Origin of the sequence: Flavihumibacter rivuli (assembly GCF_018595685.2) — a bacterium.
Lineage (GTDB): Bacteria > Bacteroidota > Bacteroidia > Chitinophagales > Chitinophagaceae > Flavihumibacter > Flavihumibacter rivuli.
This window is the reverse complement of the sequence record NZ_CP092334.1, coordinates 963,595-986,624: the sequence shown is the minus strand read 5'-3', so window position 1 is coordinate 986,624 and position 23,030 is coordinate 963,595. Positions and strand designations below refer to the sequence as shown.

Here is a 23,030-nt window from a genome sequence, read left to right as displayed (position 1 = left end):
CTTAAAGTGTATACCAGGAGCCAATTCCTTCCCCTGTTTATTTTAACAATGGCCAAATCCTTGGATTTCCTTGGCCAGGTCGTATCTTTGCGCCCCTATGGCCGAAAAAAGAACAGTTGCCTTTCATACCCTGGGTTGCAAGCTCAACTTCTCTGAAACCTCTGCTCTCAGCAGGATGCTGGAGACCGAAGGTTTTGAGAAGAAGTCGTTTGACGACCATGCAGATGTGTATGTGATCAACACCTGTTCTGTTACGGACAATGCCGACAAGGAATGCCGCCAGATCGTTAGGCGGATCCAGAGAAGGGCACCGGAAAGCATGGTGGTGATAACTGGTTGTTATGCCCAGTTGAAACCAAAAGAGATCGCCGAGATACCGGGAGTTGACCTTGTACTGGGTGCCGCTGAGAAATTCAATATCGCCAAACACCTGGCCGACCTGACCAAGGGCGATAGCGCAAAGGTCTGCAGTTGTGATATTGAGGAAGTATCCGGCTTTAACAGTTCATGGTCCATCAACGATCGGACGAGGACCTTCCTGAAAGTACAGGATGGCTGTGATTACAATTGTTCTTTCTGTACCATTCCCATGGCCCGCGGCAAAAGCAGGAGCGATAGTATTGAGAATGTGGTACGGAATGCCCGTGAACTGGCTGCCAATGGGGTAAAGGAAATAGTGCTTACGGGGGTTAACCTGGGTGATTTTGGAAAAGGGCCAGATGGTAATAAGCGACACGAAGAGAACTTCTATGATCTGGTAAAAGCATTGGAAGAAGTGGAGGGTATCGAACGCTACAGGATATCTTCCATTGAGCCTAACCTGCTGACCAATGATATCATTGCGCATGTGGCTAACAGTAATAAATTCATGCCACATTTCCATATTCCCCTGCAAAGCGGAAGCAACAGGCTTTTAGCGTTGATGCGTCGCCGTTATAAGCGCGAATTATATGCAGAACGTGTGGAATTGATCAGGAAGCTGATGCCACACTGTGCCATCGGTGTGGATGTGATCGTAGGGTTCCCTGGTGAAACAGATGAAATCTTCAAGGAGACCTTCGACTTCCTGCATAGCCTGGATGTTACTTACCTGCATGTTTTTACTTATTCGGAAAGGGCCAATACTGTTGCATTGGACATTAAACCTGTTGTGCCCATGAATACCAGGCACGAACGCAATAAGGCGCTGCGTAACCTCAGCTATATGAAGCAGCAATATTTCAACCAGCAGCATTCCGGCCAGACCAGGAAGGTGTTGTTTGAAGGCAATGCCAGGCAAGGTATGATGGAGGGGTACACTGATAATTATATCAAGGTTACCACTCCATTCCGCGAAGAGTGGGTGAACCAGATCGTCGACTGGACCCTCTGATTATTTCCCTAAGGCTTATTGAAGATGGTTCCATGCCGGTTTAGTGGCAAGTACTTTTTTGTAGATAGGACAACCTGGATGGTGGGCACCTGGAAGGTAGCCTGTACTCATCAGGAATTCGTTGACAATTTCCCCTCCCGTAAACTTGAAATGCTTTTTGAACAATTTCACCCATTGTTCCTTGCTCATCGGGTGGTGATGGTCCAGCCAGTTCTTGAATGACCCGAATTCCTGCTGCAGATCTATTATCCTTCTGGCATTTTCAATGGCAGCAAGGATCTTCAGCCTGTTCCTGATGATACCCGCATCATTCAATAAGGCAGCGATCTTTTCGTCGCCATATTGGCTCACTTTCCTGATATTGAACCCATCATAGGCTTTGAAGAAATTGTCCTTCTTGATCAGGATAGTGGTCCAGCTTAAACCTGCCTGGTTGATCTCCAGCACCAGTCTTCCAAACAATTGGTCATCATCATGGATGGGGAATCCGTATTCATGGTTGTGGTAATGGGTATGGACATTGCCGGGCTCCATTCGGGCAACAACATCGCAATAGGTAGTAGCCATAGGAGAAATTTTATTCAGCTCTGTAGCAAGCTGGCCAGGTTTAAAATAATATAAATGAAGGGCAAAAAAAAAGGCTGCCTTTGGGGCAACCTTTCTGTGGGAGCACACGGATTCGAACCGCGGACCCTCTGCTTGTAAGGCAGATGCTCTGAACCAGCTGAGCTATGCTCCCAATGTGAAGAACTTAAAAAAGATTGGAAAACCAACCTGAAAATGTGGGAGCACACGGATTCGAACCGCGGACCCTCTGCTTGTAAGGCAGATGCTCTGAACCAGCTGAGCTATGCTCCCTAAACTCTTAAAGATCAACCCCTTTCGCGATTGGGATTGCAAAGATAAGTGCTAAATTTTATTGACAAAGTTTTTTTTAAAAAAAATATTGGCTAGTTCAACTGAACAGAAGGCAGTCGATAAGAAGGCCCATCCAGTACATACAATTCATCGATCTCATATTGCCAATACTGATAAAGTGGGGATTGTTTCAGGCGCTTCTCCACCTCATCCTTGCTTGTTCCGTTGATCGTGATCCATACGCGCTGGGACTCCATGCTAACGGCGTAGTGGTCAATGATTCCCTTGTTGATAAGGAAGTTGATATAGGTACGGTGAGCCGGAACCCTGGCCATGAATTCATCGTCCCATTCAAACCTGATCGTTACCTGGTACTTGACTGCCATGTTAAAATAACGAAGTTAAAACCGTCCTTGTTCATTAGGAAGCGTTAAGGTTTATAAACACTGGAGCCCTTTTGCTAACGCAGGTCTTCAGGTTTCCTTTGTCTTTTAGGCGGCAAAACGAAATCGCGTGGATGGGCAAGGAAATACCGCCAGATGATGCCGATCAATTCGGGGTATTCGCGCAACCTTATCCCCCTTGATTTTAGGGCGACAAAGAAGGCAAGGGAGAAACTTACAAAGAAGTTCAGGAAGCCAATGCCAAGAACTCCCAATACCACGACAACCATATAACCGAGGGTAACGGGTTGTTCCAGGCCATAATAGCCTATGGCTGTATTGCCGGCAGAAATGGTGATGTGCCGGATATCAAAGGGAATCCCGAAGATCTTCCCTACAGAGGCAGACATCCCCAGGAAGAAACCGAGCGCCAGGCTACCTGTAAATGCCCCGGAATAGGTATTTACCAATTCTACCAGTCTGTTCAGTTTTTTAGGCGACATGCTATGGCTCAGGATCGGGTGTTGCCTCAGGCGTTCATTCAATTGTCCATAGGTGACATGGTTCTCTACATAACCGGAGATCAATCCACTTAAAAAAAGGAACACACCGGTGAAACAGGCATAGAGAAGGGCAAAACTATGGGTAGGATGTTGGGCCTCCAACAAGGCCAATGCCTGGTCGCCGGTAGCGATCCTATACCCGCCGTATTCCCCCAATAACCAAACCAAAAGGTAAGTCAGCGGAAATACCACCATCAGGTTGCCGGCAAATGAAGCGATCTGGCTACGGGAAATATTCCCTACCGTGATCGCCAGGTTGCGGAGATCAGGCTGCCCTTTCTGCTTCTTGGAATCCAGTGAACTGGCTACTGCTGAAGCGGTATAGGCCGGTTGTTTGGTGGCCAGGGTTGTATGGGTCTGGTCCATCAGGATGAATCCCGCAGAATAGTTCAGGCTATAGGAGAATCCCATCCAGAAAGGCGCAAAGGGAAGCTTTCCGATCAGGTTCTTGGTAATGGCCACAAAGGAAACGATAAAACCGCCACCGATGGCACTATTCAGCAATTGCCGGAATTCATCTGCATTGGTGGTGATATACTTCTCCCCTTTCTTACCCTTGTGTTCCGAGATCTGGTAAGCAACCATACCAAGATTATCAGAGAGGAATTCCTTCAGGCTGTTCTTCTTGTTCTCATTGGTAATGACGGTGACAAAATATTCGATGAACCTATCCTCATCCAGTTGGTTATCACGGTCAAGCACATCCGTAATCACCAGCATTCTTTCCACCATCTGCATGATACGCACGGAAAGGAAGGTTTGGGCAAGGCTGGTGCCATGGTACATACGCTGGTCACGCAGCCAGAGGATACTTTGTTTACAGTTGTATAATTGTTCCTGGATATTGTAAAGGATCAGCCTTCCGGTTTGGAGATCATCCTGCGGAACACTTAAGAAAGAACCTACCAGTTTATTTTGTTCCAGGAATGGCATTGTTCCTTCGCGGTTATCCCTGAAATACCTGGCCACCTCCTTTTCCAGGCCAAGGGCAGAAACCCGGTAGGAAAGCACCTGGAGGGCATCCCTTAGTTGGGCAAGCAGGTCCTGGTCATTCATATTGATGTGGACCCTTAGCAGGCGGAAAAACTTTTTCCAGAGTTCGGTATCAATGGCTGCCACCCAGATATGGTCGGTCGGCTTAAAGAAAACCCTGCTGATAACATAACGGAAATCTGAACGTTCCTGTAATTCAGGCAGCAGCTTATGTTTCAGTTTTCGTGTCAGCTCCTGTACAAATCCCCTGGTACTGATCAACCCACTTTCTGAAAGAGCAGGCAACAAGTTGCTTTTCATGAATTGGGAACGTATGGCAGACCGAAGGGAAACAATGGCCGACCTGTCGTGTTGCAACTGGTAAAGCAGGGAACGAAACTTCAACTCTGCCTCTTCCTTCTTCTGGGGCGAGGATGGCCTGATCTGCTTCACCAGGTCGATCAGGAACTCCAAGCCCCTATCGGCCATGTATATGGGCAATACAATAGCCTGGCCTTCCGGTTTTTCGCCGTTAGCCTGTACTGCCTTCTTCTTATGCTTGCCGATATTGATCATATTTCCCTGATGGAATTCCGTTTAACTTTAGACAACCAAGCCCCTCCTATTGTTGCCTCATTTCAAAACTTGGCAGGAATTTATATTTTTGTCCCAAAGCCTGAGGCATGTTGAATTACAAAGAAGAGCAGGAGCACCAGTTCAATGAAGAGGTGGATGTCTTAACGGATATCCAATTTCCGTACCAATTGATCGTATGGAATGACGAGGTCAATACCTTTGATTGGGTAATTGAAACCCTGATCAGTGTTTGCGGGCATAGCCCGGAGCAGGCGGAACAGTGCGCATTGCTGATCCACACCAAAGGCAAATATGCCGTCAAAAATGGTGAATATGATGAACTGAAGCCAATGTGCGATGCCATCACGGAACGTGGTATTGGCGCAACCATTGAAGTTACGGCCAGTTAAACCCCATAATGCAGTTGCACCATCATTATGCCCATCTATGCATTGGGTAAACACCCCGGGTTCCCACCGGCCTCTGAGGCTGAACCGGATGGCTTGCTGGCCATTGGCGGGGACCTTTCCACGCAAAGACTGCTGAATGCCTACCGCTCCGGTATCTTTCCCTGGTACGAAGGCGACCACATCCTGTGGTGGAGTCCCAATCCAAGATTTGTCCTTTTTCCCAGCGAATTGAAGGTCAGTAAAAGCATGAAACCTATTTTGAATGGAAAACGATTCAGCTTTACTGTAAACAAGGCCTTTGAAGCGGTGATCCGGAACTGCCAGCAAATTGAACGGAAAGGACAGGATGGAACCTGGATTTCAGCAGAAGTGGTGAGTGCTTATTGTCGCCTGCATGAACTGGGTTATGCAGAAAGCGCAGAAACATGGCTGGATGGCGAATTGGTTGGGGGGTGTTACGGAATCCGCATGGGCAAGGTCTTCTTTGGTGAAAGCATGTTCCGTAAGGTTAGCAATGCCAGCAAATATGCCTTCATCAAATATGTCGGGCTCCTTGAAACAGCCGGGGTTGAACTGGTCGACTGCCAGGTATACACGGAACACCTGGAAAGCCTTGGTGCAAAAATGATCGACCGGACACAGTTTCTCCAACTGTTGGACCTACTTATACCCGGCCAACCAGTACAGATATTACCTTAAAAAATAGTTTCCCTTAAAACCTGGTTCCCAGGTAATGAGGCAGCATCTTGCGCCAGGTTGGCCAGTCATGGGTGATATCTGATCCCCAGATATCCAGTTCATACCATATTCCCTTACTGTACAGGATGCCAGCTAAGCGCCTTGCAGCATCAGGATCCTCGTATGAACCACTTCCACTCAGGATATGGATATGATGGCTATGCCTGATCTGTTCCAAAACATGGTGGTCGGTCAGGTTGGGTAAGTAATGGCATGGACTGTTAAAGTATACGTCATCATCAAAATAACCCTTGGTATACTCGGTAAGGTCATAAACCCCACTCATGGCAATCACGCCATTGATAAGGTCAGGGCGTTTGAAAAACAGGTTGGCGCTATGCAGGGCTCCAAAAGACGCACCACAGGTAATGATGGGGGTATCGGGGCTGGTATGGGTACGGATATAGGGGATCACCTCCTTGAATACATAATCATTCCATTGCTGGTGGCGGATGGATTTTTGCCTGGGATCCATCTGGTCATTCATCCAGCTTTCGTTATTGATACTATCGATGGAAAACACTTTCACCTTTCCCCCTTCAATAAAATGCCTGATCGAATCGATCAACTGGAACCTTTCATACTCAAGGTAGTCAGCGGCAGCAGTGGGTATCAACAATAAGGCAAATCCAAAATGACCATAAGTGGCCATTGGCATTTCCTTATGCAAGGAAGGGCTGAACCAGGATGTCAGGTGTCTATCCATAAAGCTTTGCTTTTTTTGAAAATACGACCAAAATAGAAAATTCCGATCCTTCAGTCCATAGAATAGATATTTTGTTGAAGATTTTTTTGTAAATTTCTGTTCAGAAACGTGCAAGGCTCGGAAACCCAGTGCAGAATCCAACCCATGGAAACCATCCAAAGCCCAAACGATTGTAAACGAAAAATGGTTTTCTTATGAAGCGTTTCTTTGACCTTTCCAATGCCAGTACAGGTAAATTAATGCTGATCGTTCTTGCCATCTATGGTACGATTGCGTTGATCACATATTTTGCCTGGCAGAATTGACCTGTAATGCGAAAACCTTTTAACCGGGTCAGCTATGTCCCCTGGTCGAAATCGATCTTGCAATGGGGTTTCTTCATTGCATATTGGTAGATCAGTCCCCTGACATAGTCATTATCCGGACAGGGCTCCAGTAGTGACTTCCATTCATCAATGGAAGTAGGGAATCTTTTTCTGTCTTTAACAACCCCCATTCCATAAAACCTGCCTTTTTCAATCAGGTAGACCACCTGTTCATGGTGAACCTGTTCATTTTCCTCCAGGAGGATAAAACTGGGTAAGGATGCCTGAATGGTATGAAGGGCTGCCCTGATCCTCGAATTATAATGTTCGGTCGTCATATCAATGGACCAGGTACGGCCATTCTGGTCAAGAGGGATTTCAGCTAGCTGGCTGATCTTTCGTAGCAACCCCTGTCCTTCATGGATCAGGTTGAAGGTATAAATGGCAGGAAGGTTTTTCCGGGTCTTTTCTATGATCAGCCGATGGTAACCTTTCTGGTCCGTGAAAGCATAGAGCCCATATTGCTGATGGAATTTTTTCTGGCTCCTGTTGAATGGCGGCCAAATGCGACGAATTTCCTGGCTTTCCAATACAAGTGCCATCAGTTCGCTGGGTGTCGTACGATAACTGACCTGGTAGATCTGCCGCATCATTTCCTGCTTCCGTTTTCCCCCATCGTTATTACTAAAATGACTCTTCACCCGCTTATGCAGGTTAGTGGCCTTACCAACATAGAGGATCTGCTGTTTCTGGTTGAGGAAATAATATACGCCCGGGACATGGGGCAAACTATTGACCTGGTCTGCTGGCAAATGAGGTGGGAGGTATTGGTCGCCGTTCCTTCCCTTCAGCATTTCCTTAACCACACTTCCCACATCTGCCTGCAAGATGCGCTCAAACAACTGCACCGTTGCCATGGTATCACCTAATGCCCGGTGCCTGTCTTCAACAGGTATTTCCAGGCTCCTGCAGAGATTACCCAAACTATAACTGGGCAAACCCGGGAATACCTTCCTTGCCAGCCTTACGGTACAAAGTTTTTTCAGGGAAAGGTCTAATCCTGCATTGGCCAAATGATGTTTCAGGAAGGAATAGTCAAAGTTAACATTATGGGCAACGAAGATCCTGCCCTCAAGCAGGTTATAGATGGTAGGGGCAATTTCTTCAAATCCGGGTGCCGTAGCCACCATTTCATTGGTGATGCCTGTCAGGGAGACAATATACCTGGGGATCGATTGACCGGGATTGATAAGGGTATGGTAGCGACCTTCCACACCATGGCCATCATGCAAAACAATGGCGATCTCTGTAATGCCATTACCTGCAGCATGTCCACCTGTTGTTTCTATGTCAACGATCGCATACACACTTCAAATGTACAAAATCCAGCTGTTTGCTAAAAATATTAGCTTGCGTCATTCCCTTCCCCTTGCTGTGAGCTTTTCCCTATACCCTGCTGAAGGTTTTCGAATATGGAGGCATCTACCGACCTGATATGCAGGTCTTGTTGAGGGAATGGGATCGTGATACCTTCTTCATTGAACCTGTTGTAGATGGTTTTTAGCATATGACTTTTCAGGTTCACCCAGTTGCCGAAATTATTGGTCCAGAATAAGACCCTTACATTAATAGAACTATTGGCCATTTCATGCCAAAGGATTGCTGGTGCCGGATTGGCTACAATTCCTTCCTCTGTTTCAATAACACCCTGAATGATCTGCTGTGCTTGATCAAGGTTGGTCCCGTACGCAACCCCGATAAGGAGTTCAACCCTTCTGTAATTGTTATTATGGGTCCAGTTGATCAGTTTCTGTGAAATAAAATCACCGTTGGGGACGATAATATCTGCCCCATCAAAAGTGCCGATCTTGCTGCTCCTGATCCCGATCTCCTTTACTGTACCTGTATTGGTACCGATCTCAATAACATCCCCAACATCCATTGGCTTTTCAAAGGCGAGGATGACCCCACTGACCAGGTTGTTTACGATGTTTTGCAAACCGAAACCAATACCAACACCAAGGGCACCGATAACGATCGCCAATTTATCCAAAGGAATACCAGCTGCACCCATAGCCAGTAAAAATCCGATGGCAATCACCACCAACCTGATCAGCAAAACCCAGGAGCCGGCCTTATTTTTTGCAGCATTACCCGCAAGCTGGTTATTACCGCCCCTGAAGAAAAAGGTCAGGAGATTCGACAGAAAGAAGGCGCCCCAGAGGACGATGCCGAAAATAAGTATACTGGACAAAGTGAATTCCACACTTCCAATGGATCGTGGTGCGCTGAGGAATTCCTGACCCAGGGTGATGATAGAATCCAATAAATTCAGGCTCCAGGTGAAAGCCAGGAACCAGAGCACTATGGCGATCACTACAAGGAAACGTTTGAATTTATCCCTCAATTCCCCAAACTGCAGGATCGCTGATATCCTGGTATTCTTGTTTCCTTCCAATTGAAGGTAGACCGCCTCGATAATGATATCGACCAATAAATAAAAGGAAAGTGCGTGTGCAAGTGCGATGACAGCACTATTGCTGATCATTTTGGCCAGGGTGTACCTGCCGAAAATATTCAGCAAGAGGGCCACCAGGTTGACCATTCCAAAGAGGGCAAGCGCTTCATCCTGAAAGGCCGGGTAGGCTTTCTCGTTCTGTTTTACCTCCTTGTGCAATTGGTAGCCAACATAAATAGCCACCACGGATCCTAAAGCCATGATCCATCTTTCCGTTGCAGAGGTACTGACCAGTAGGTTACCGATGCCATTAATGAAAAACAGCGCAACTATTACCCACCAAAAATGATGGTAACGATCAGACCAGTCGGGCCATGCCAAACGGGAAGCCAGGATAAGCATGACCATCCAATTGATCTCGATAAATGTGGCCGGAGGTGTCCCGCTGAAGAAGGGGACAATGGTGAATACCAAAAGCAGGCAACCCAACAGGGTATTCCTTTTAAGGTACCTGACCGGCAATAGGAGTTCGTCCCGTTTTTCCCTCCGGATCTTGGAAATATTATACCGTACCCAGAAATAGAGCAGGATGCCAATTATTCCGATCACCAGTGAGGGGACCCAATTGAACCTCAGGAAAAAGAAAAACAATCGTTGGTTAGGCTTTATTGAGTATTTAATGGATTCCCAAAGGGCAACGGTATGGCCCTTAGATGCCTCATGCAGATAGGATTCAGTTTTGGAAAGAAGCCCTTTCTTGAGAGCATTGATGCGATAGTTCACTTCTTCCAGGAGGTCCGTTACATCAAGGGAGGCAATTCCGATATCATGCAATAGGTTATTGATCCTTGTCAATTGGGTATTATAGGTGGTCTCTGTAACCTTCCATTTTTTCTCCTGGGCGTTCAGTTCATCAAAATACAATTCTATGATGAGGGAATCATTACTCAGTAACTGGAGACTGGAGTCACGTACAATTTCCCTGATATCGGCCCTGAGCCCCAATAGAGTGGCATTATACTTCTGTAAACTAGCCTGCCATTTGCCGAGCTGTTTTTCCAATTGCAGCAATACCACCCTGCTCCCGTTCAGGCTGCGCAGGTTTAGGGGAAATTCCTGCTTGTAAAGCGAGGCCGAGATCAGCTCCAATAACCTTTTCACGTTGGGCAATTCCTTATGGATATCGGTAGTGTCCAATCCCCTCTTCATGGCCGCATTTACCTTATTCACCCCAAGCGTTAGTTCCTCCAGTTTCCTTACCAACAAGAAAGAGGCGGAATCAGCATCGTATTTCAAGGAGGATTTGGAGCTATCTGATGGATTTACAGGCTTTGTGCTGTCGCCTTTACCGGCTGAAACTGTTGAATCAGGGCTTTGCTGGGCATTAAGCTGACCAACTGAACAAATCAGGAAAACCAGGAATATATACCGGAAATAGTACGCGATCATAAGCAAGTAGTCGGAACAAACTTTGCCCTGTTCCTGACCTAATTTACAGCATTCCCCCGGTTTACTCAGAAAGCTCAGCGTGGTTTTCTTATTTTTGCAGCCCTAAAAGCCTTTAAGCATCAATCAATAGTATGGAACTAAGCAAGAATTTCACCCCGGAAACTGTTGAGCGTCGGTGGACCGATCACTGGAAGCAGAAAGCCTATTTTACCAGCAAACCAGATAACCGTCCAGCCTTTACCGTGGTTATTCCCCCACCGAATGTAACCGGGGTATTGCATATGGGCCATACCCTTAATGAAACCGTGCAGGATATCCTTGTACGGAAGGCCCGCATGAGCGGATTCAATGCCTGCTGGGTACCCGGAAGCGACCACGCTTCCATTGCCACTGAGGCTAAAGTGGTTCAAATGCTGGAAAAAGAGAAAGGGATCAGGAAAGCTGACCTGAACAGGGAAGAATTCCTGAAATATGCCTTTGAATGGAAGGAAAAGTATGGAGGGATCATCTATAACCAGATCGAGCGCCTTGGTTGCAGTGTGGATTGGGATAGGGTTACCTTCACCATGGACGACCATTACTACAAGGCGGTGATCAAGGTATTTGTAGACCTATATAAAAAAGGCCTGATCTACCGTGGTGCAAGGATGATCAACTGGGACCCCGCCGCCAAAACGGCCTTGAGTGACGAAGAAGTTGAATACAAGGATATACAGGGTAAACTGTACCATGTTCAATACCGGCTGGAATCGGCCGACGGACAGCCGCTGACAACAGTATTTGGCAATGGCATTATCATTGCTACCCAACGCCCGGAAACTATCATGGGCGATACAGCCATTTGTGTGAATCCTAACGATGAACGTTATACGCACCTTAAGGGAGCATTTGCCTATGTACCCCTGATCAATCGCAGGATACCCATCATCTTTGATGAATATGTGGATACCAGTTTCGGTACAGGCGCGCTGAAAGTAACCCCGGCTCACGATATCAATGACTATAACCTGGGTCTAAAGCATAATCTACAGGTAGTGGACACCCTCAATGAGGATGGCACGCTTAGTGAAGCTGCACAACTCTATATTGGGACCGATCGCTTCAAGGCACGGAAACTGATCATCGAGGACCTCAAGGCAGCCGGCAACCTGGTAAAGGAAGAAGAATACCAAACAAGGTTAGGGTATAGCCAACGGACAGGTGTGGTAGTGGAGCCACGCATCTCAACCCAGTGGTTCCTCAAAATGAAGGAAATGGCTGGACCTGCGCTTAAGGCAGTAGTGGACGGGGATATCAGGATCCATCCTGGCGATAAGTTCCTGGCAACCTATAAATACTGGCTGGAGAATGTGAAGGATTGGTGTATCAGCCGCCAACTATGGTGGGGCCAGCAAATACCGGCCTGGTATGATGAGGCGGGCAATTGTTATGTTGCGGAAACTGCTGAGGAAGCAAAAATGCTGGCTGGTGGCGATGATTCGGTTATACTTACCCGTGATGAAGACGTACTGGACACCTGGTTCTCTTCCTGGCTATGGCCCTCGGAGGTGTTCCACGGCGTAACAAAACCCGGTAACGAAGAGATCAAATATTATTACCCAACCTCAGTATTGGTTACCGGCCAGGACATCATCTTTTTCTGGGTGGCCAGGATGGTTATGGCGGGGTTGGAATATGAAAAGGAAATCCCTTTCCGGGATGTTTATTTCACCGGCATGGTAAGGGATAAGCAGGGAAGGAAAATGAGCAAGAGCCTGGGCAATTCCCCTGACCTTCTCGAACTGATCGATAAGTATGGTGCTGACGCGGTAAGGTTCGGGATCATGATCTCCTCCCCTGCCGGCAATGACCTGCTCTTTGATGAAGCAGCTCTGGAGCAAGGCCGCAACTTTAATAACAAGATGTGGAATGCCCTGAAGCTGATCAATATGTGGAAGGAAAAATCCATTGTGATGCCTGACCTGGCTGCAGAGGCATTTGCTTCCATGAACTGGCCCAACAATTGGTTCCGCAGCCGACTGAATGAAGCAAGGAAGGAAGTGGAACAACTGATGGGGCAATTCAGGCTGAGTGAAGCTTTGAAGACCATCTACTCCCTTATCTGGGATGATTTCTGTAGCTGGTACCTCGAATGGATCAAGCCTGGATTTGAAGAGCCGGTGAACGGTCATCATCTTTCAAAGGCAATCGAATTTTACGGGGAGCTGGTGCAATTACTGCATCCGTTCATGCCCTTTATTACTGAAGAGATCTATCATGCATTGGAAGCAAGGGCTGAAGGGGATGATCTTTGTATCAGGCAATTCACTCCTGTGCAGGAATTGGAATCTGAGTTGGATGGCATTTCCGTACAAACCTACCTTGAGAATGGGAAGTTGCTGAAGGAAATGATCAGCGGTATCCGTGATGCCAGGAATAAGGCCCAACTGAAGCCAAAGGAAACTGTTCTTTGCCATATCAACACCACCAAAACAAGCACGGTTGAAACCATTGCTGCCATTCTTGCCAAACAGGTAAATGCCAAGGAGATCAGGTTTACCAATGTTGCGGTGGCCAACACCATTGCGACTGTAATTGGTAAGGACCAGGTGTATATTGAGACCGAACAACCCATCCAAACCGCGAACCAGAAGGAAGAACTGGAAAAGGAATTGGAATACCTGAAGGGGTTCCTGGCATCTGTAGATAAGAAGCTGTCGAATGAAAGGTTTGTTCAAAACGCCAAACCTGAAGTAGTGGAGTTGGAACGGAGGAAGAAGGCCGATGCTGAAACCAAGATCAAGGTCATTGAAGAAAGTCTTTCAAATCTTTAACATTATCCCAGATCCAGCCAGAAGGCTGGATCTTTTTTTGTTATTGGCTGGTTAAGCCAGTTTGTTTTATTGTTACCTGGCCATCATTGGTTTAGTTTCAATTATGGCAAAGACCAATACCCCGTACCTTCTAGCATTCATTATTATTTCGCTTTCGGCGATGTTTTGTTTCCCTGTTTCATCAATGGGACAAACCATTTCCCTTGACAAATCAACACTGGTTGAATTCATGGAACACAGGAAAGAGGGGTCAACTGAAGCGCAGCAATTCATTTCCAATTCCGTCAATTATGTGGGGTTTGGCTTACCTGCCGGATTACTGATCACAGGGTTGGTTACCCACGATGAGGAACTAAAGAAAAAAGCCCTTTACATAGGGGAATCGGTGGTGGTTTCCAGTGTGATCACTTTTGCCCTTAAGTATTCGGTGAATCGTTCCAGGCCTTTTGCTACCTATCCCGGACAAATCATACCAGAGGGCACCGGGGGCAGCCCTTCCTTCCCTTCCGGCCATACTTCCCTGGCGTTTAGTACTGCAACGGCTGCGTTTCTGGCCTGCCCAAAGTGGTATGTAGCAGTACCAGCATTTGCCTATGCCACAAGCGTAGGCTATTCCAGGATGTACCTGGGGGTTCACTATCCAACAGATGTGGCAGCGGGGGCATTGGTAGGAATTGGCTCCGCCTGGTTGACCTATAAGGCCAATCAATGGTTGAATCGAAGGAGTTCCATCCGGAAACTACCCCCTCTTTAATGATCAGCGATTGGGGATGAGGTTAATAGGTAATACAATCTGCCAACGGTTACTACCTGCCATTCCAAACAGGTCTTCATCCAATAAGCGGGCATACCTGACCCCAAAACTTACCGGAAGTTGATTCCACCATTTAGTATCGAAGTATAATTCCAGGCCGGTTGACCTGAATACCATTGCCTCAGATGTTTTGAGCAATTGTGGGTCTAGTGCCAAACTATGGTCATAATACAGGTTCGCCCGCAATCGAAGCAGGTAAAGGATATTGCCAAATCCCCAATCAGGATAGGCAATGGGTAAATGGTAATTGACCCCGATCCTGCTCATCCGCCAAAGGTTTTCTGCATCATAACCCCTGGAGAATGGGAAATCATTGGAGAACCTGATACCACTGGCGCTGTCCCTTTGTTGAAAGGCAAGGTTCACTACAAAGGAATGGTTGGTAAATAAGCCGGGGAAATAGAAACTTCCATTGGCAAGGAACTGCCTTGAGGAATAATTCTTTATAGCATTTCGGTAGTTAAGGTTGACGGTTTGGGCAAACCGTGGGAATATATTCTGGCGGGCTTTCTGGAGGGAATGACTGAACCGGATACTATTGTCGAGGTAAACATAGGACCGATCCCCTAATGATTCTTTCTCAGGTTCACTGAAATAAGGCTTATTTAAAACTACAGAAGAACCGAGGTCAAGATAGGTCAAACTTCTTCCCTTGCTGAAGTTTAGCGGTATCGCTACACCCCCATTCAATTCCATTTCATTCCAATGAATGGTTTTTTGCTGGTAGATACTTTTCCGGTTGAAACTATATTGTGCCCCGGCTTTAATCCATGGTATCCAGCCCCCGAATAATGCCTCATAACCGATAGTTGAAGAACCTTCATTACGGTTATAGGTATACGATAATGCAGACCTGAAATTATTCATCAGGTTTTGGCCCAATAAGGAGATGCTGAATTCAGGTTCCTCATAATAGGGTTGCCAACTATGGAAATTGAAGAAATTGGAGGTTGACTTGTAAGGCTTAGGCATATAGCCTGATGTTGGTGGTATAGACAGGGCTACTGAACTATCCAGTTCCTTATAGCCATAGGCCTTGTCCGCCAGTTGATGGAACCCATTGGCCTGCAACCAGCTTTCCTTTTCAATGGAAAAGGTCTCCAACCGGTAGCCGAAAGCTGTAAAGTGGGAAATGGTCAATTGACCGTTATTAATTGTCGCCCGATAGGTCCCTGTTTTACTCCCACCCTTACCGATCTTCCTGAATTGGATGTTACCGGTTTTTCGATCCAATAGCATCAACCTGTCCGATCCTTTCCAGGATGCTGAAAAATAAATGGAATCGCCTTGCGCCACCGGAAAACCAATCACATGCTGAGCCCAGGGCAGGAGTAATTCGAATTTACCAGCGTCCCCATTCCATTCTACCAGGCTCATGTACCCCATCGGGTTTCTAGCTACCGCTACTATCCTATTCCCATCGAATAGTGGATGCATGAAATAAAGGTTGTCGGGATTGGGAATGACCTTGAGTAGGCCTCCCTTATGGTCGAGTATATGAAGCGCATATTGCCCCTTCTCGTTGATATCCACTGTAACGATGCTATCACCGGTAGTAGAGAAGGCAGGAGAAAAATACTTGGTTTTACGGGTAATGGTTTCTTGTTCCCCACTGTTCACATCCAGCACTTGTAATTCACTGTAATCACGCCAGCCCCATCGTTCATCCGGGCGGTAGGATGCATAAAGGATCTTACCATTTGAATAATTGAAATAAGGCTCCAGCATAAGATCACAAATCCGGATGGATTTTTCCCCTCCATCCCCTTGCTTAAGTATGAACCGGGGAATCTGTTTATAGGTACTTTTAATATAAAGCAGGTCTCCCTTTTCAGTGTACACAGGACTTTCCTGGTCTACAACATCCTGTCGACCTGATTCGGTTTTGGCCTCCGTACCAGCCAGTTTTTCACGGGAGTCCTGTAATGCTTTCTCAACAAAATCCCTATAACTGCTACCGGTATGCTTTTTCAATGATCTCTGGAAAGGATAAAACAATCCTTTCATGGCTGCCGCCTCTGCAGTAATTTCTTTCCAGAACCCCGGGCCATATTTATCCCTGCCATAGGCCACCAACTGGAAGCCTAACTGGTAATGGTCAGGCACATAGTCCTTCAATGAGCCATTACGGAGTTTATGAAAGGAATAATTCCTGTCTGCTTCCCACAGTGACCTGTACCCATTGAAGAAGCCGGGCAATCTCCCCCTGCCCTGCCAGCTTTCCGCGGTCTCCTGCCAAACGGCATCCCCTTCAAAGAACCAATCCGGGATGGTCAATGCATTGGCAAACGCTTGCCCCTGTTCACCGAGCAGGATCCCAAAGACCTTTGAACCACCCCTGTTGAAATTACTGTATTGCTGTACATGCCGGAATTCATGAAGTGCCAATTGGTCCCCCCAGGAAAGACTACCCAACGTAAAAGCATTGGATGGCGGTGTCATATACCATTCGCTTCTCCATGGGGCCAATGCAACATAACCATTAGAAACCGTAGTGGCTGGCTGAAGGAGAATCGTAATGGGGCGGATCTTGGCACCAATGGTTGCCGATGTTGTTGGCTGTAATGCCTCGGTGAGTCCTGCAAGCCTTTGGGCGGTACTATCCCATCCGTCCTGGTACACGATCCTGGCCGAGGGTGTTTGAACTTGTTTCCATTTTACGGAAGCAGGGTGCCCCCCAAATGGCTGTGCCATGGTTGTAGTAAAGGCCAATAAGAGGCAAGGCAAAATGGTCAATTTCCATGTAGGCATCCGAAAAAATTATCACTCAATATTAAATCACTAATTTCAGCGCAACAAACCTATGCTATGGACCTACTCGCTTTGGCATTGGCTCCCGGTATCGCAATAATGTGGTTCATCTATTCTAAAGACCGCTATGACAGGGAGCCCCTGAAGGCCCTGGTGAAATCTTTTTTCCTGGGGATGCTCAGTACCGTTCCCACTGTAATTTTTCAGGTGGCAGCAACGCAACTGCTCGATAAGGTGATGGCACCAACCGGATGGACCTACTATATCCTCCTTTCCTTTTTTGCCATAGCCCTTACGGAGGAAGGCTGTAAATTCCTCGCATTAAAATGGTATGCCTATCCCCGTCCCTTTTTTAACGAGCCATTCGATGGCATCATCTATGGAGTGATGGTGGCCATGGGTTTCGCCACCCTCGAAAACATCATCTATGTGTACCAGTATGGGATGGGTACTGCCATCATGAGAATGTTCTTGTCCGTTCCTGCACATGCCACTTTTGGGGTACTGATGGGATATTACACTGGACTAGCCAAATTCACCCATGACACCCATTCCAGGCAACTGATGACCAGGGGGCTTTTACTGGCCATACTTTTCCATGGATTATTTGACCTGTTTCTACTGGCACAGAATGACCCGGCTATCACCCGGAACATTTCATCCGGCTTTCTATTCGGTAGTGCCGTATTGTCGTATCTTGTAGCAGTTCGATTATCATGGCAGGCCATTAAAATGCATGGAGCATTATCCCGCCAACAATTTGATCCCACGAAAAACAACCACTAGAAAATGAGCGATACCCTGGTGATAAGGAGCGCAGACCTGGATGATATTCCGGTGATCTTTGAACTCGCCCACAGCATATGGCCGGAAGTATACAAAGAGATACTGAATCCTGGCCAGATCACCTATATGTTAGACCTGAACTATAATGAGCAGGCACTCATTGCACAGATGCAGGAAAAGGGCCATCGCTTTATCATCGCAGAGATCGACCTGGATGAAGTGGGCTTTGCTTCCTATGGCCCGGTGAGCAGCAGCACCTGGAAACTCCATAAGCTTTATGTAAAGCCCAATATACACGGCAAGGGTATTGGAAGGGCATTGCTTGAAATGGTGGAACAGGAAGTAAGGTCACAGTTCGGTTCCCATCTGGTGCTTAATGTAAATAAGTACAATAAGGCCAGGGGCTTTTATGAAGCCATGGGATTTGAGGTGGAGAAAGAAGAAGTTATCGACATAGGCAATGGCTATGTGATGGATGACTTCGTAATGGGAAAGGATATTTAACCGCAACCAATCCCCACCCGGGAATTTGCTTTGTACTGTTTAAGCATCCCTCAATGCTGCGGCTTTCATGTCAGCAGCCTGTTGATGTCCCAGGTATTTTTCAATCAGGTTATGGATCAGGTAGATCAGTGGCGTACACAAAATGGCCACGGTAAACTTGTACGTATACCCCACCAGGACTATCGCAGTTACCCGCGGAAAGGAAAAGCCCATGGAAAAATAGAGGTAGATATAGGATACCACTACAGTGTCCACCAATTGGGAAATTAGGGTGGAAAGGGTTGCCCTCATCCAGATGTTCTTTTCACCGGTTAACTTTTTGATCCTTCTGAACACGGTAGCATCGGCCAGCTGTCCAACAAGGAAGGCAGTGAGTGAAGCCAGAATGATGTTCATTCCCTGGCCAAGGATCTGGTGATAAGCGGCCTGCATGTCTGGTACTCCTTTAGACTGTTGTGAAACCTGCCACCAGCCAGCCGGTGCGGTATGAATGGAAAGGAAAAAGACCAGGAAGGCAAAAGCGATCAGGATGGCCGTAAGTACCGAGAGGAACCGGACACCCCTCACCCCGTAATATTCGTTGATGATATCGGTCATGATGAAAACGATGGGCCATGGCAATACGCCAACGGTCAGGTCAAAGGATAAACCGTCTTCTCCCAGCAGCGCAAAGGATGATTTTGTCCAGCCCAGGGTTTCCTCCAATGAAAAAATCTTGACCCCAATGACCTCTGCAATGATAGCATTGGCTATGAAGAAGCCCCCGAGGAAAATAAATAGCTTGGTTGGTTTATCCTTTATAATGTTATGGATCATTGATCAGATTTTTGTTTTGCCAAGGTTCCCTGTTAAAACCAGTCCGGCTTGTAAAATGAACATTACCAGGTTGAATACCCTTATCAACTGGATACCTTTTGCTTTTTTCTGGATAAACAGCGAGAGCCAATTAAGGTTCGAAACCAGGTTCATAACCGGGGAAATAAAAAGGCCGGCAACCAGCAACATAGATTCCATCCAGGTTCCCTGCAGCACGGGGTAATAACGCATGACCATCGCCGCAAGGAAACAGATATTACAGATAAATGCTATCTTATCAAGTCTGGGGTCTTTGGTCATGTCTTATTGTACAAACAGGGTAAAAGGAAATTAAGCAGTTTTGCCAACTTTCAACCCGCCTGTGAACTGCTGTTGAAGCAGGTTGTCTGGGACGGGGAAAACAAAATAAGTATTATTTTGCCGGATAATTTCAAAACGCCGCTATGAAGTCAAACTGGCTGAAGAAAGTATTGCCACACCTTGTCGCTGTGATCGTATTCCTGGTTGTTGCTGTCGTTTACTGCCGTCCGGCATTGGAAGGAAAAGTATTGAGCCAGCACGATATCACCCAATGGAAAGGTGCCAATCAGCAATCTGTCTTGTATAAGGAAACACATGGGCATTACCCCTTATGGACCAATAGCATGTTCAGCGGGATGCCAACCTTCCTGATTGGTACACCCGGTAATAATTTCGTTCCCTGGAATGCCCACAATATCCTGAGTCTGGGGTTGCCGGAACCCATCCAGTTCTTTTTCCTGGCATGCCTGGCATTTTATTTCCTGGCCATGGTCTTGGGCGCTAATCCTTATGTAGGGGCATTGGGTGCATTGGCCTTTGCCTATGCCACCTATAATCCTGTCATCATCATGGCTGGTCACGTTACCAAAATGCTCTGCATTGCCTATATGCCTGCATTATTGGGATCGGTACTACTGATCTTCCAGGGCAGGTATTGGTTGGGGGCCGCTTTGACTGCACTTACGGCATCCATCATGATCGCAATGAACCACCCGCAGATCACCTACTATACCTTATTGATCATTGGCGTGATGGCTGTGTATTACCTGGTCACCTGGGTGAAAAAAGGCGAGATCAAGCGGCTGGGAATGGTAGCGGCTATTTCGATCGGGTCCATTTTATTGGGTGCAGCCACTAACGCAGTGGTACTGCTGTCTAACCTGGAATACCAAAAGGAAACCATTCGTGGAGGTGCTTCTGAGCTCAGCGAACAGGGCGATGCCAAAAGTTCTACCGGTCTGGATAAGGATTATGCCTTCAGCTATAGCATTTACCCTAGTGAATCCTTTGTATTGATGACCCCCAGGATCTATGGCGGTAGCAGTGATAAGGATGAAAGAGGCGATGCTTCCGCAGCGGTTGAAGCGCTTCGTTCCATGCCGGCAGAGTTGCAGTCCCAACTCCCGTTGACCTATTACTGGGGAGGCATTGGTTACACATCCGGACCTCCTTACCTCGGAGCGATCATCTGCTTCCTTGCCATCATGAGTTTCTTCATGAGCAGTAACCAGCATCGTTACTGGATACTGGCGGCAACCATACTAAGCCTTTTCATGGCCTGGGGCGAATACTTCCTGTCCTTTAACGACCTGCTCTTCAAATACCTTCCGTTCTACAATAAGTTCAGGGCACCTTCCATGATCCTGGTGATCCCGCAGGTTCTCTTCCCAATGGCTGCGGTAATCTACCTGCAACAGTTATGGGCTAGGAAGGGTGATGAAAAGGCCTGGATGCCTGATTTCAAGAAAGGGCTTATAGGAGCAGGTGTAGTTTTTGCCTTGCTTTTCATTCTCTATATCTCCTTCGACTATCTTGGGGAAAATGAACGCAACCTGCTGAAACAGGTAGGTTCCATGAACCAGCCCCAGTTAACGCAATATGTCAATGATTTTATCAATGGCCTGAAGGCCGACAGGAAGGCATTGTTCCTTACTGATATCATGAAAGCCCTTGCCTTTTCTGGCATTGCTGCCGGGCTGATCTGGATGCTTTTGAAGGCCCGGATCAAACCGGTTGTGGTGACCCTTATCCTCGCTGTACTGAGTTTTGGGGACTTGTTGGCGGTTGACAGCAAATACATGAACAGTGATAATTACCTGGAAAAAGAAGAAAATGATGGCAGCGCATTCGCTATGACCAAGGCCGACCAGCAGATCCTGGCTGATAAAGGCTATTTCAGGGTCTTCAACCTGTCGGGTAATGCATTTGCAGAAAGCCGCACCTCTTACTACCACAATTCCCTGGGCGGATACCATGCTGCCAAACTACGCCTTTACCAGGATATCATCGAGAACCAATTGTCCAAGTCACCAGTGAATATTGCGGTACTGAATATGCTGAACACCAAGTATATCCTGGTAGCCAATCCCCAGACCGGAGAGCAAACGGCACAACTCAATCCCGATGCACTTGGCCCCTGTTGGTTGGTGAAAGCCATTCGTTATGTACCCGGACCAAAGGAAGAAATGAAGGCCCTGGATAATTTCCAGCCGAAGGATACCGCGGTTGTACAGGAAAGCTTCAAATCCTCCATCCCCTTCCAACCTCAATGGGATTCTACGGCAAGCCTCCAGTTGGTAAAGAATGACAATGACATTATCAACTATTCATTCAATGCCGCAAGCAACCAGTTTGCCGTATTTAGTGAAGTATATTATAAGGCAGGATGGAAGGCATTCATAGATGGCAAAGAAGCCCCTATCGTTAAGACCGATTATGTATTGAGGGGCCTGGCGATTCCTGCCGGCAAACATAATATTGAATTCCGCTTTGAGCCGGAAGGATATTTGAAGGGCAAGCAAATTACCACAATAGCCTCCATAGTGATCGGCCTGTTGTTATTGCTGGCAGCCTTCATGATCTACAAAGGGAAGGGAAAAGCACCAGTGGCTTCGGTCTAAGCAGTCAGGAATGGTGGTACCCAAAGTAAGTGTCATACTGCCCGTTTATAACGGTGAACGTTTCCTGAGGGAGGCGATAGAAAGTATTCTGGGACAGACCTTCCAAAACCTGGAATTGATCATTATCAATGATGGCTCAAAGGATGGTTCAGAAAAGATCATCAAAGCTTATTCGGATCCAAGGATCCTATACCTGGTCAATCAGCCTAACAAAGGACTGATCTATACCCTGAACAGGGGTATTGAAATGGCCAGTGGACATTTTATTGCCAGGATGGATGCAGATGATATTGCCCTCCCCCATCGATTGGAGCGGCAGGTAGAATACCTTGGTCAAAACCCCGGTGTAGCAGTGGTGGCCTGCCCGGTCCAGTATATAGATGAGCATGGGGAGTTTAGCGGATCATGGGTATTGGACCATGCCATTATTGACCGTAATGCCATTCGCAATATCCTTCCTTCCAAGAATGTAATTGCACACCCAACTGTAATGGCAAGAAGCGAGGTCATGAAAGCCTATCTGTATGCAGCTTACCAACCCAACACGGAAGACTATGACCTTTGGTTAAGGATAGCAGCCAATGGCCTGGGCATTGCCAAGATACAGGAAGTGTTATTGCATTACCGGATACATTCCCAATCAGTCACCAGTACAGCACTTAAAGGAAAGAATATCTTTTTGAAAAATGCAGGTTGCAAGTGGAGGTTCCTTAAACACCAATTGGCAAAAGGGAAAATCAATGGATTCATTATAAAAGTAGCTTTCTATAGTTTAATAGACCTTTTAACAGGGATTTGGAAGAGCATTGTTGGAAAGTAATGATATACCGACTGA

Annotated in this window: 18 protein-coding genes and 2 tRNA genes; 9 read left to right on the top strand and 11 right to left on the bottom strand. The window is 46.9% G+C overall.

All coding sequences use genetic code 11. The features are described 5' to 3' along the window. Positions 1-97: 97 nt before the first annotated feature. Entirely contained in the window at positions 98-1,372 is a 1,275-nt protein-coding gene (gene mtaB / locus KJS94_RS04420; protein WP_214446107.1) for a tRNA (N(6)-L-threonylcarbamoyladenosine(37)-C(2))-methylthiotransferase MtaB, read from the top strand. Between the two features lie 15 nt (positions 1,373-1,387). Here the strand turns inward: mtaB and KJS94_RS04415 are convergent, their stop codons facing one another. From KJS94_RS04415 to KJS94_RS04395, 5 genes are all read right to left on the bottom strand, one after another. Next, positions 1,388-1,939, bottom strand: a complete 552-nt coding sequence (locus KJS94_RS04415) for a DNA-3-methyladenine glycosylase I (protein ID WP_214446106.1) — start codon at positions 1,937-1,939, stop codon at positions 1,388-1,390. 97 nt (positions 1,940-2,036) lie between these two features. After that, a tRNA-Val gene (locus KJS94_RS04410) sits at positions 2,037-2,111 on the bottom strand. Positions 2,112-2,155: 44 nt separating this feature from the next. Then, positions 2,156-2,230, bottom strand: a tRNA-Val gene (locus KJS94_RS04405). 92 nt (positions 2,231-2,322) lie between these two features. After that, positions 2,323-2,616, bottom strand: a complete 294-nt coding sequence (locus KJS94_RS04400; RefSeq protein ID WP_214446105.1) for a hypothetical protein — start codon at positions 2,614-2,616, stop codon at positions 2,323-2,325. Positions 2,617-2,690: 74 nt separating this feature from the next. After that, positions 2,691-4,724, bottom strand: coding sequence for a transporter-like protein (locus KJS94_RS04395; protein ID WP_214446104.1), 2,034 nt, complete (start codon positions 4,722-4,724; stop codon positions 2,691-2,693). Between the two features lie 107 nt (positions 4,725-4,831). On the opposite strand from KJS94_RS04395, the gene KJS94_RS04390 reads away from it, so the two are divergent. After that, a complete protein-coding gene (locus KJS94_RS04390; protein ID WP_214446103.1) occupies positions 4,832-5,134 on the top strand; it encodes an ATP-dependent Clp protease adaptor ClpS in 303 nt (100 codons plus the stop codon). Between the two features lie 27 nt (positions 5,135-5,161). After that, entirely contained in the window at positions 5,162-5,833 is a 672-nt protein-coding gene (gene aat, locus KJS94_RS04385; RefSeq protein WP_214446102.1) for a leucyl/phenylalanyl-tRNA--protein transferase, read from the top strand. A 13-nt stretch (positions 5,834-5,846) separates the two neighbouring features. Here aat and KJS94_RS04380 read toward each other — a convergent pair whose 3' ends face one another. The 3 genes from KJS94_RS04380 to KJS94_RS04370 form a co-directional block, all read right to left on the bottom strand. Next, the gene (locus KJS94_RS04380; protein ID WP_214446101.1) at positions 5,847-6,578 is read right to left on the bottom strand and encodes an esterase family protein; all 732 of its coding nucleotides are present in this window, start codon (positions 6,576-6,578) and stop codon (positions 5,847-5,849) included. 337 nt (positions 6,579-6,915) lie between these two features. Further along, on the bottom strand, positions 6,916-8,250 hold the full coding sequence (locus tag KJS94_RS04375) for an exonuclease domain-containing protein (RefSeq protein WP_214446100.1): 1,335 nt from the start codon (positions 8,248-8,250) through the stop codon (positions 6,916-6,918). 38 nt (positions 8,251-8,288) lie between these two features. Then, positions 8,289-10,790, bottom strand: coding sequence for a mechanosensitive ion channel family protein (locus KJS94_RS04370; RefSeq protein WP_214446099.1), 2,502 nt, complete (start codon positions 10,788-10,790; stop codon positions 8,289-8,291). A gap of 131 nt (positions 10,791-10,921) precedes the next feature. Between KJS94_RS04370 and KJS94_RS04365 the strand changes: the two genes are divergently transcribed. Together KJS94_RS04365 and KJS94_RS04360 are read left to right on the top strand one after the other, a co-directional pair. Continuing rightward, a complete protein-coding gene (locus KJS94_RS04365) occupies positions 10,922-13,603 on the top strand; it encodes a valine--tRNA ligase (protein ID WP_214446098.1) in 2,682 nt (893 codons plus the stop codon). 184 nt (positions 13,604-13,787) lie between these two features. After that, positions 13,788-14,357, top strand: coding sequence for a phosphatase PAP2 family protein (locus tag KJS94_RS04360; RefSeq protein ID WP_239804291.1), 570 nt, complete (start codon positions 13,788-13,790; stop codon positions 14,355-14,357). Positions 14,358-14,360: 3 nt separating this feature from the next. On the opposite strand, the gene KJS94_RS04355 is transcribed toward KJS94_RS04360, so the two are convergent. Beyond that, the gene (locus KJS94_RS04355; protein ID WP_214446097.1) at positions 14,361-17,168 is read right to left on the bottom strand and encodes a TolB-like translocation protein; all 2,808 of its coding nucleotides are present in this window, start codon (positions 17,166-17,168) and stop codon (positions 14,361-14,363) included. 57 nt (positions 17,169-17,225) lie between these two features. Between KJS94_RS04355 and KJS94_RS04350 the strand changes: the two genes are divergently transcribed. Next, positions 17,226-17,954, top strand: coding sequence for a PrsW family glutamic-type intramembrane protease (locus KJS94_RS04350; RefSeq protein ID WP_214446096.1), 729 nt, complete (start codon positions 17,226-17,228; stop codon positions 17,952-17,954). A gap of 3 nt (positions 17,955-17,957) precedes the next feature. After that, positions 17,958-18,458 carry a GNAT family N-acetyltransferase gene (locus KJS94_RS04345; RefSeq protein WP_214446095.1) on the top strand — a complete coding sequence of 167 codons (501 nt, stop codon included), beginning with the start codon at positions 17,958-17,960 and terminating at the stop codon, positions 18,456-18,458. Between the two features lie 39 nt (positions 18,459-18,497). Here the strand turns inward: KJS94_RS04345 and KJS94_RS04340 are convergent, their stop codons facing one another. Further along, positions 18,498-19,274: a queuosine precursor transporter gene (locus KJS94_RS04340; RefSeq protein WP_214446094.1), complete on the bottom strand. Its 777-nt coding sequence runs from the start codon at positions 19,272-19,274 to the stop codon at positions 18,498-18,500. A 3-nt stretch (positions 19,275-19,277) separates the two neighbouring features. Beyond that, positions 19,278-19,574, bottom strand: coding sequence for a hypothetical protein (locus KJS94_RS04335; protein WP_214446093.1), 297 nt, complete (start codon positions 19,572-19,574; stop codon positions 19,278-19,280). A 143-nt stretch (positions 19,575-19,717) separates the two neighbouring features. Between KJS94_RS04335 and KJS94_RS04330 the strand changes: the two genes are divergently transcribed. Both KJS94_RS04330 and KJS94_RS04325 read left to right on the top strand, forming a co-directional pair. Beyond that, entirely contained in the window at positions 19,718-22,195 is a 2,478-nt protein-coding gene (locus KJS94_RS04330; protein ID WP_214446092.1) for a YfhO family protein, read from the top strand. 10 nt (positions 22,196-22,205) lie between these two features. After that, on the top strand, positions 22,206-23,015 hold the full coding sequence (locus tag KJS94_RS04325) for a glycosyltransferase (protein WP_214446091.1): 810 nt from the start codon (positions 22,206-22,208) through the stop codon (positions 23,013-23,015). Positions 23,016-23,030: the final 15 nt, after the last annotated feature.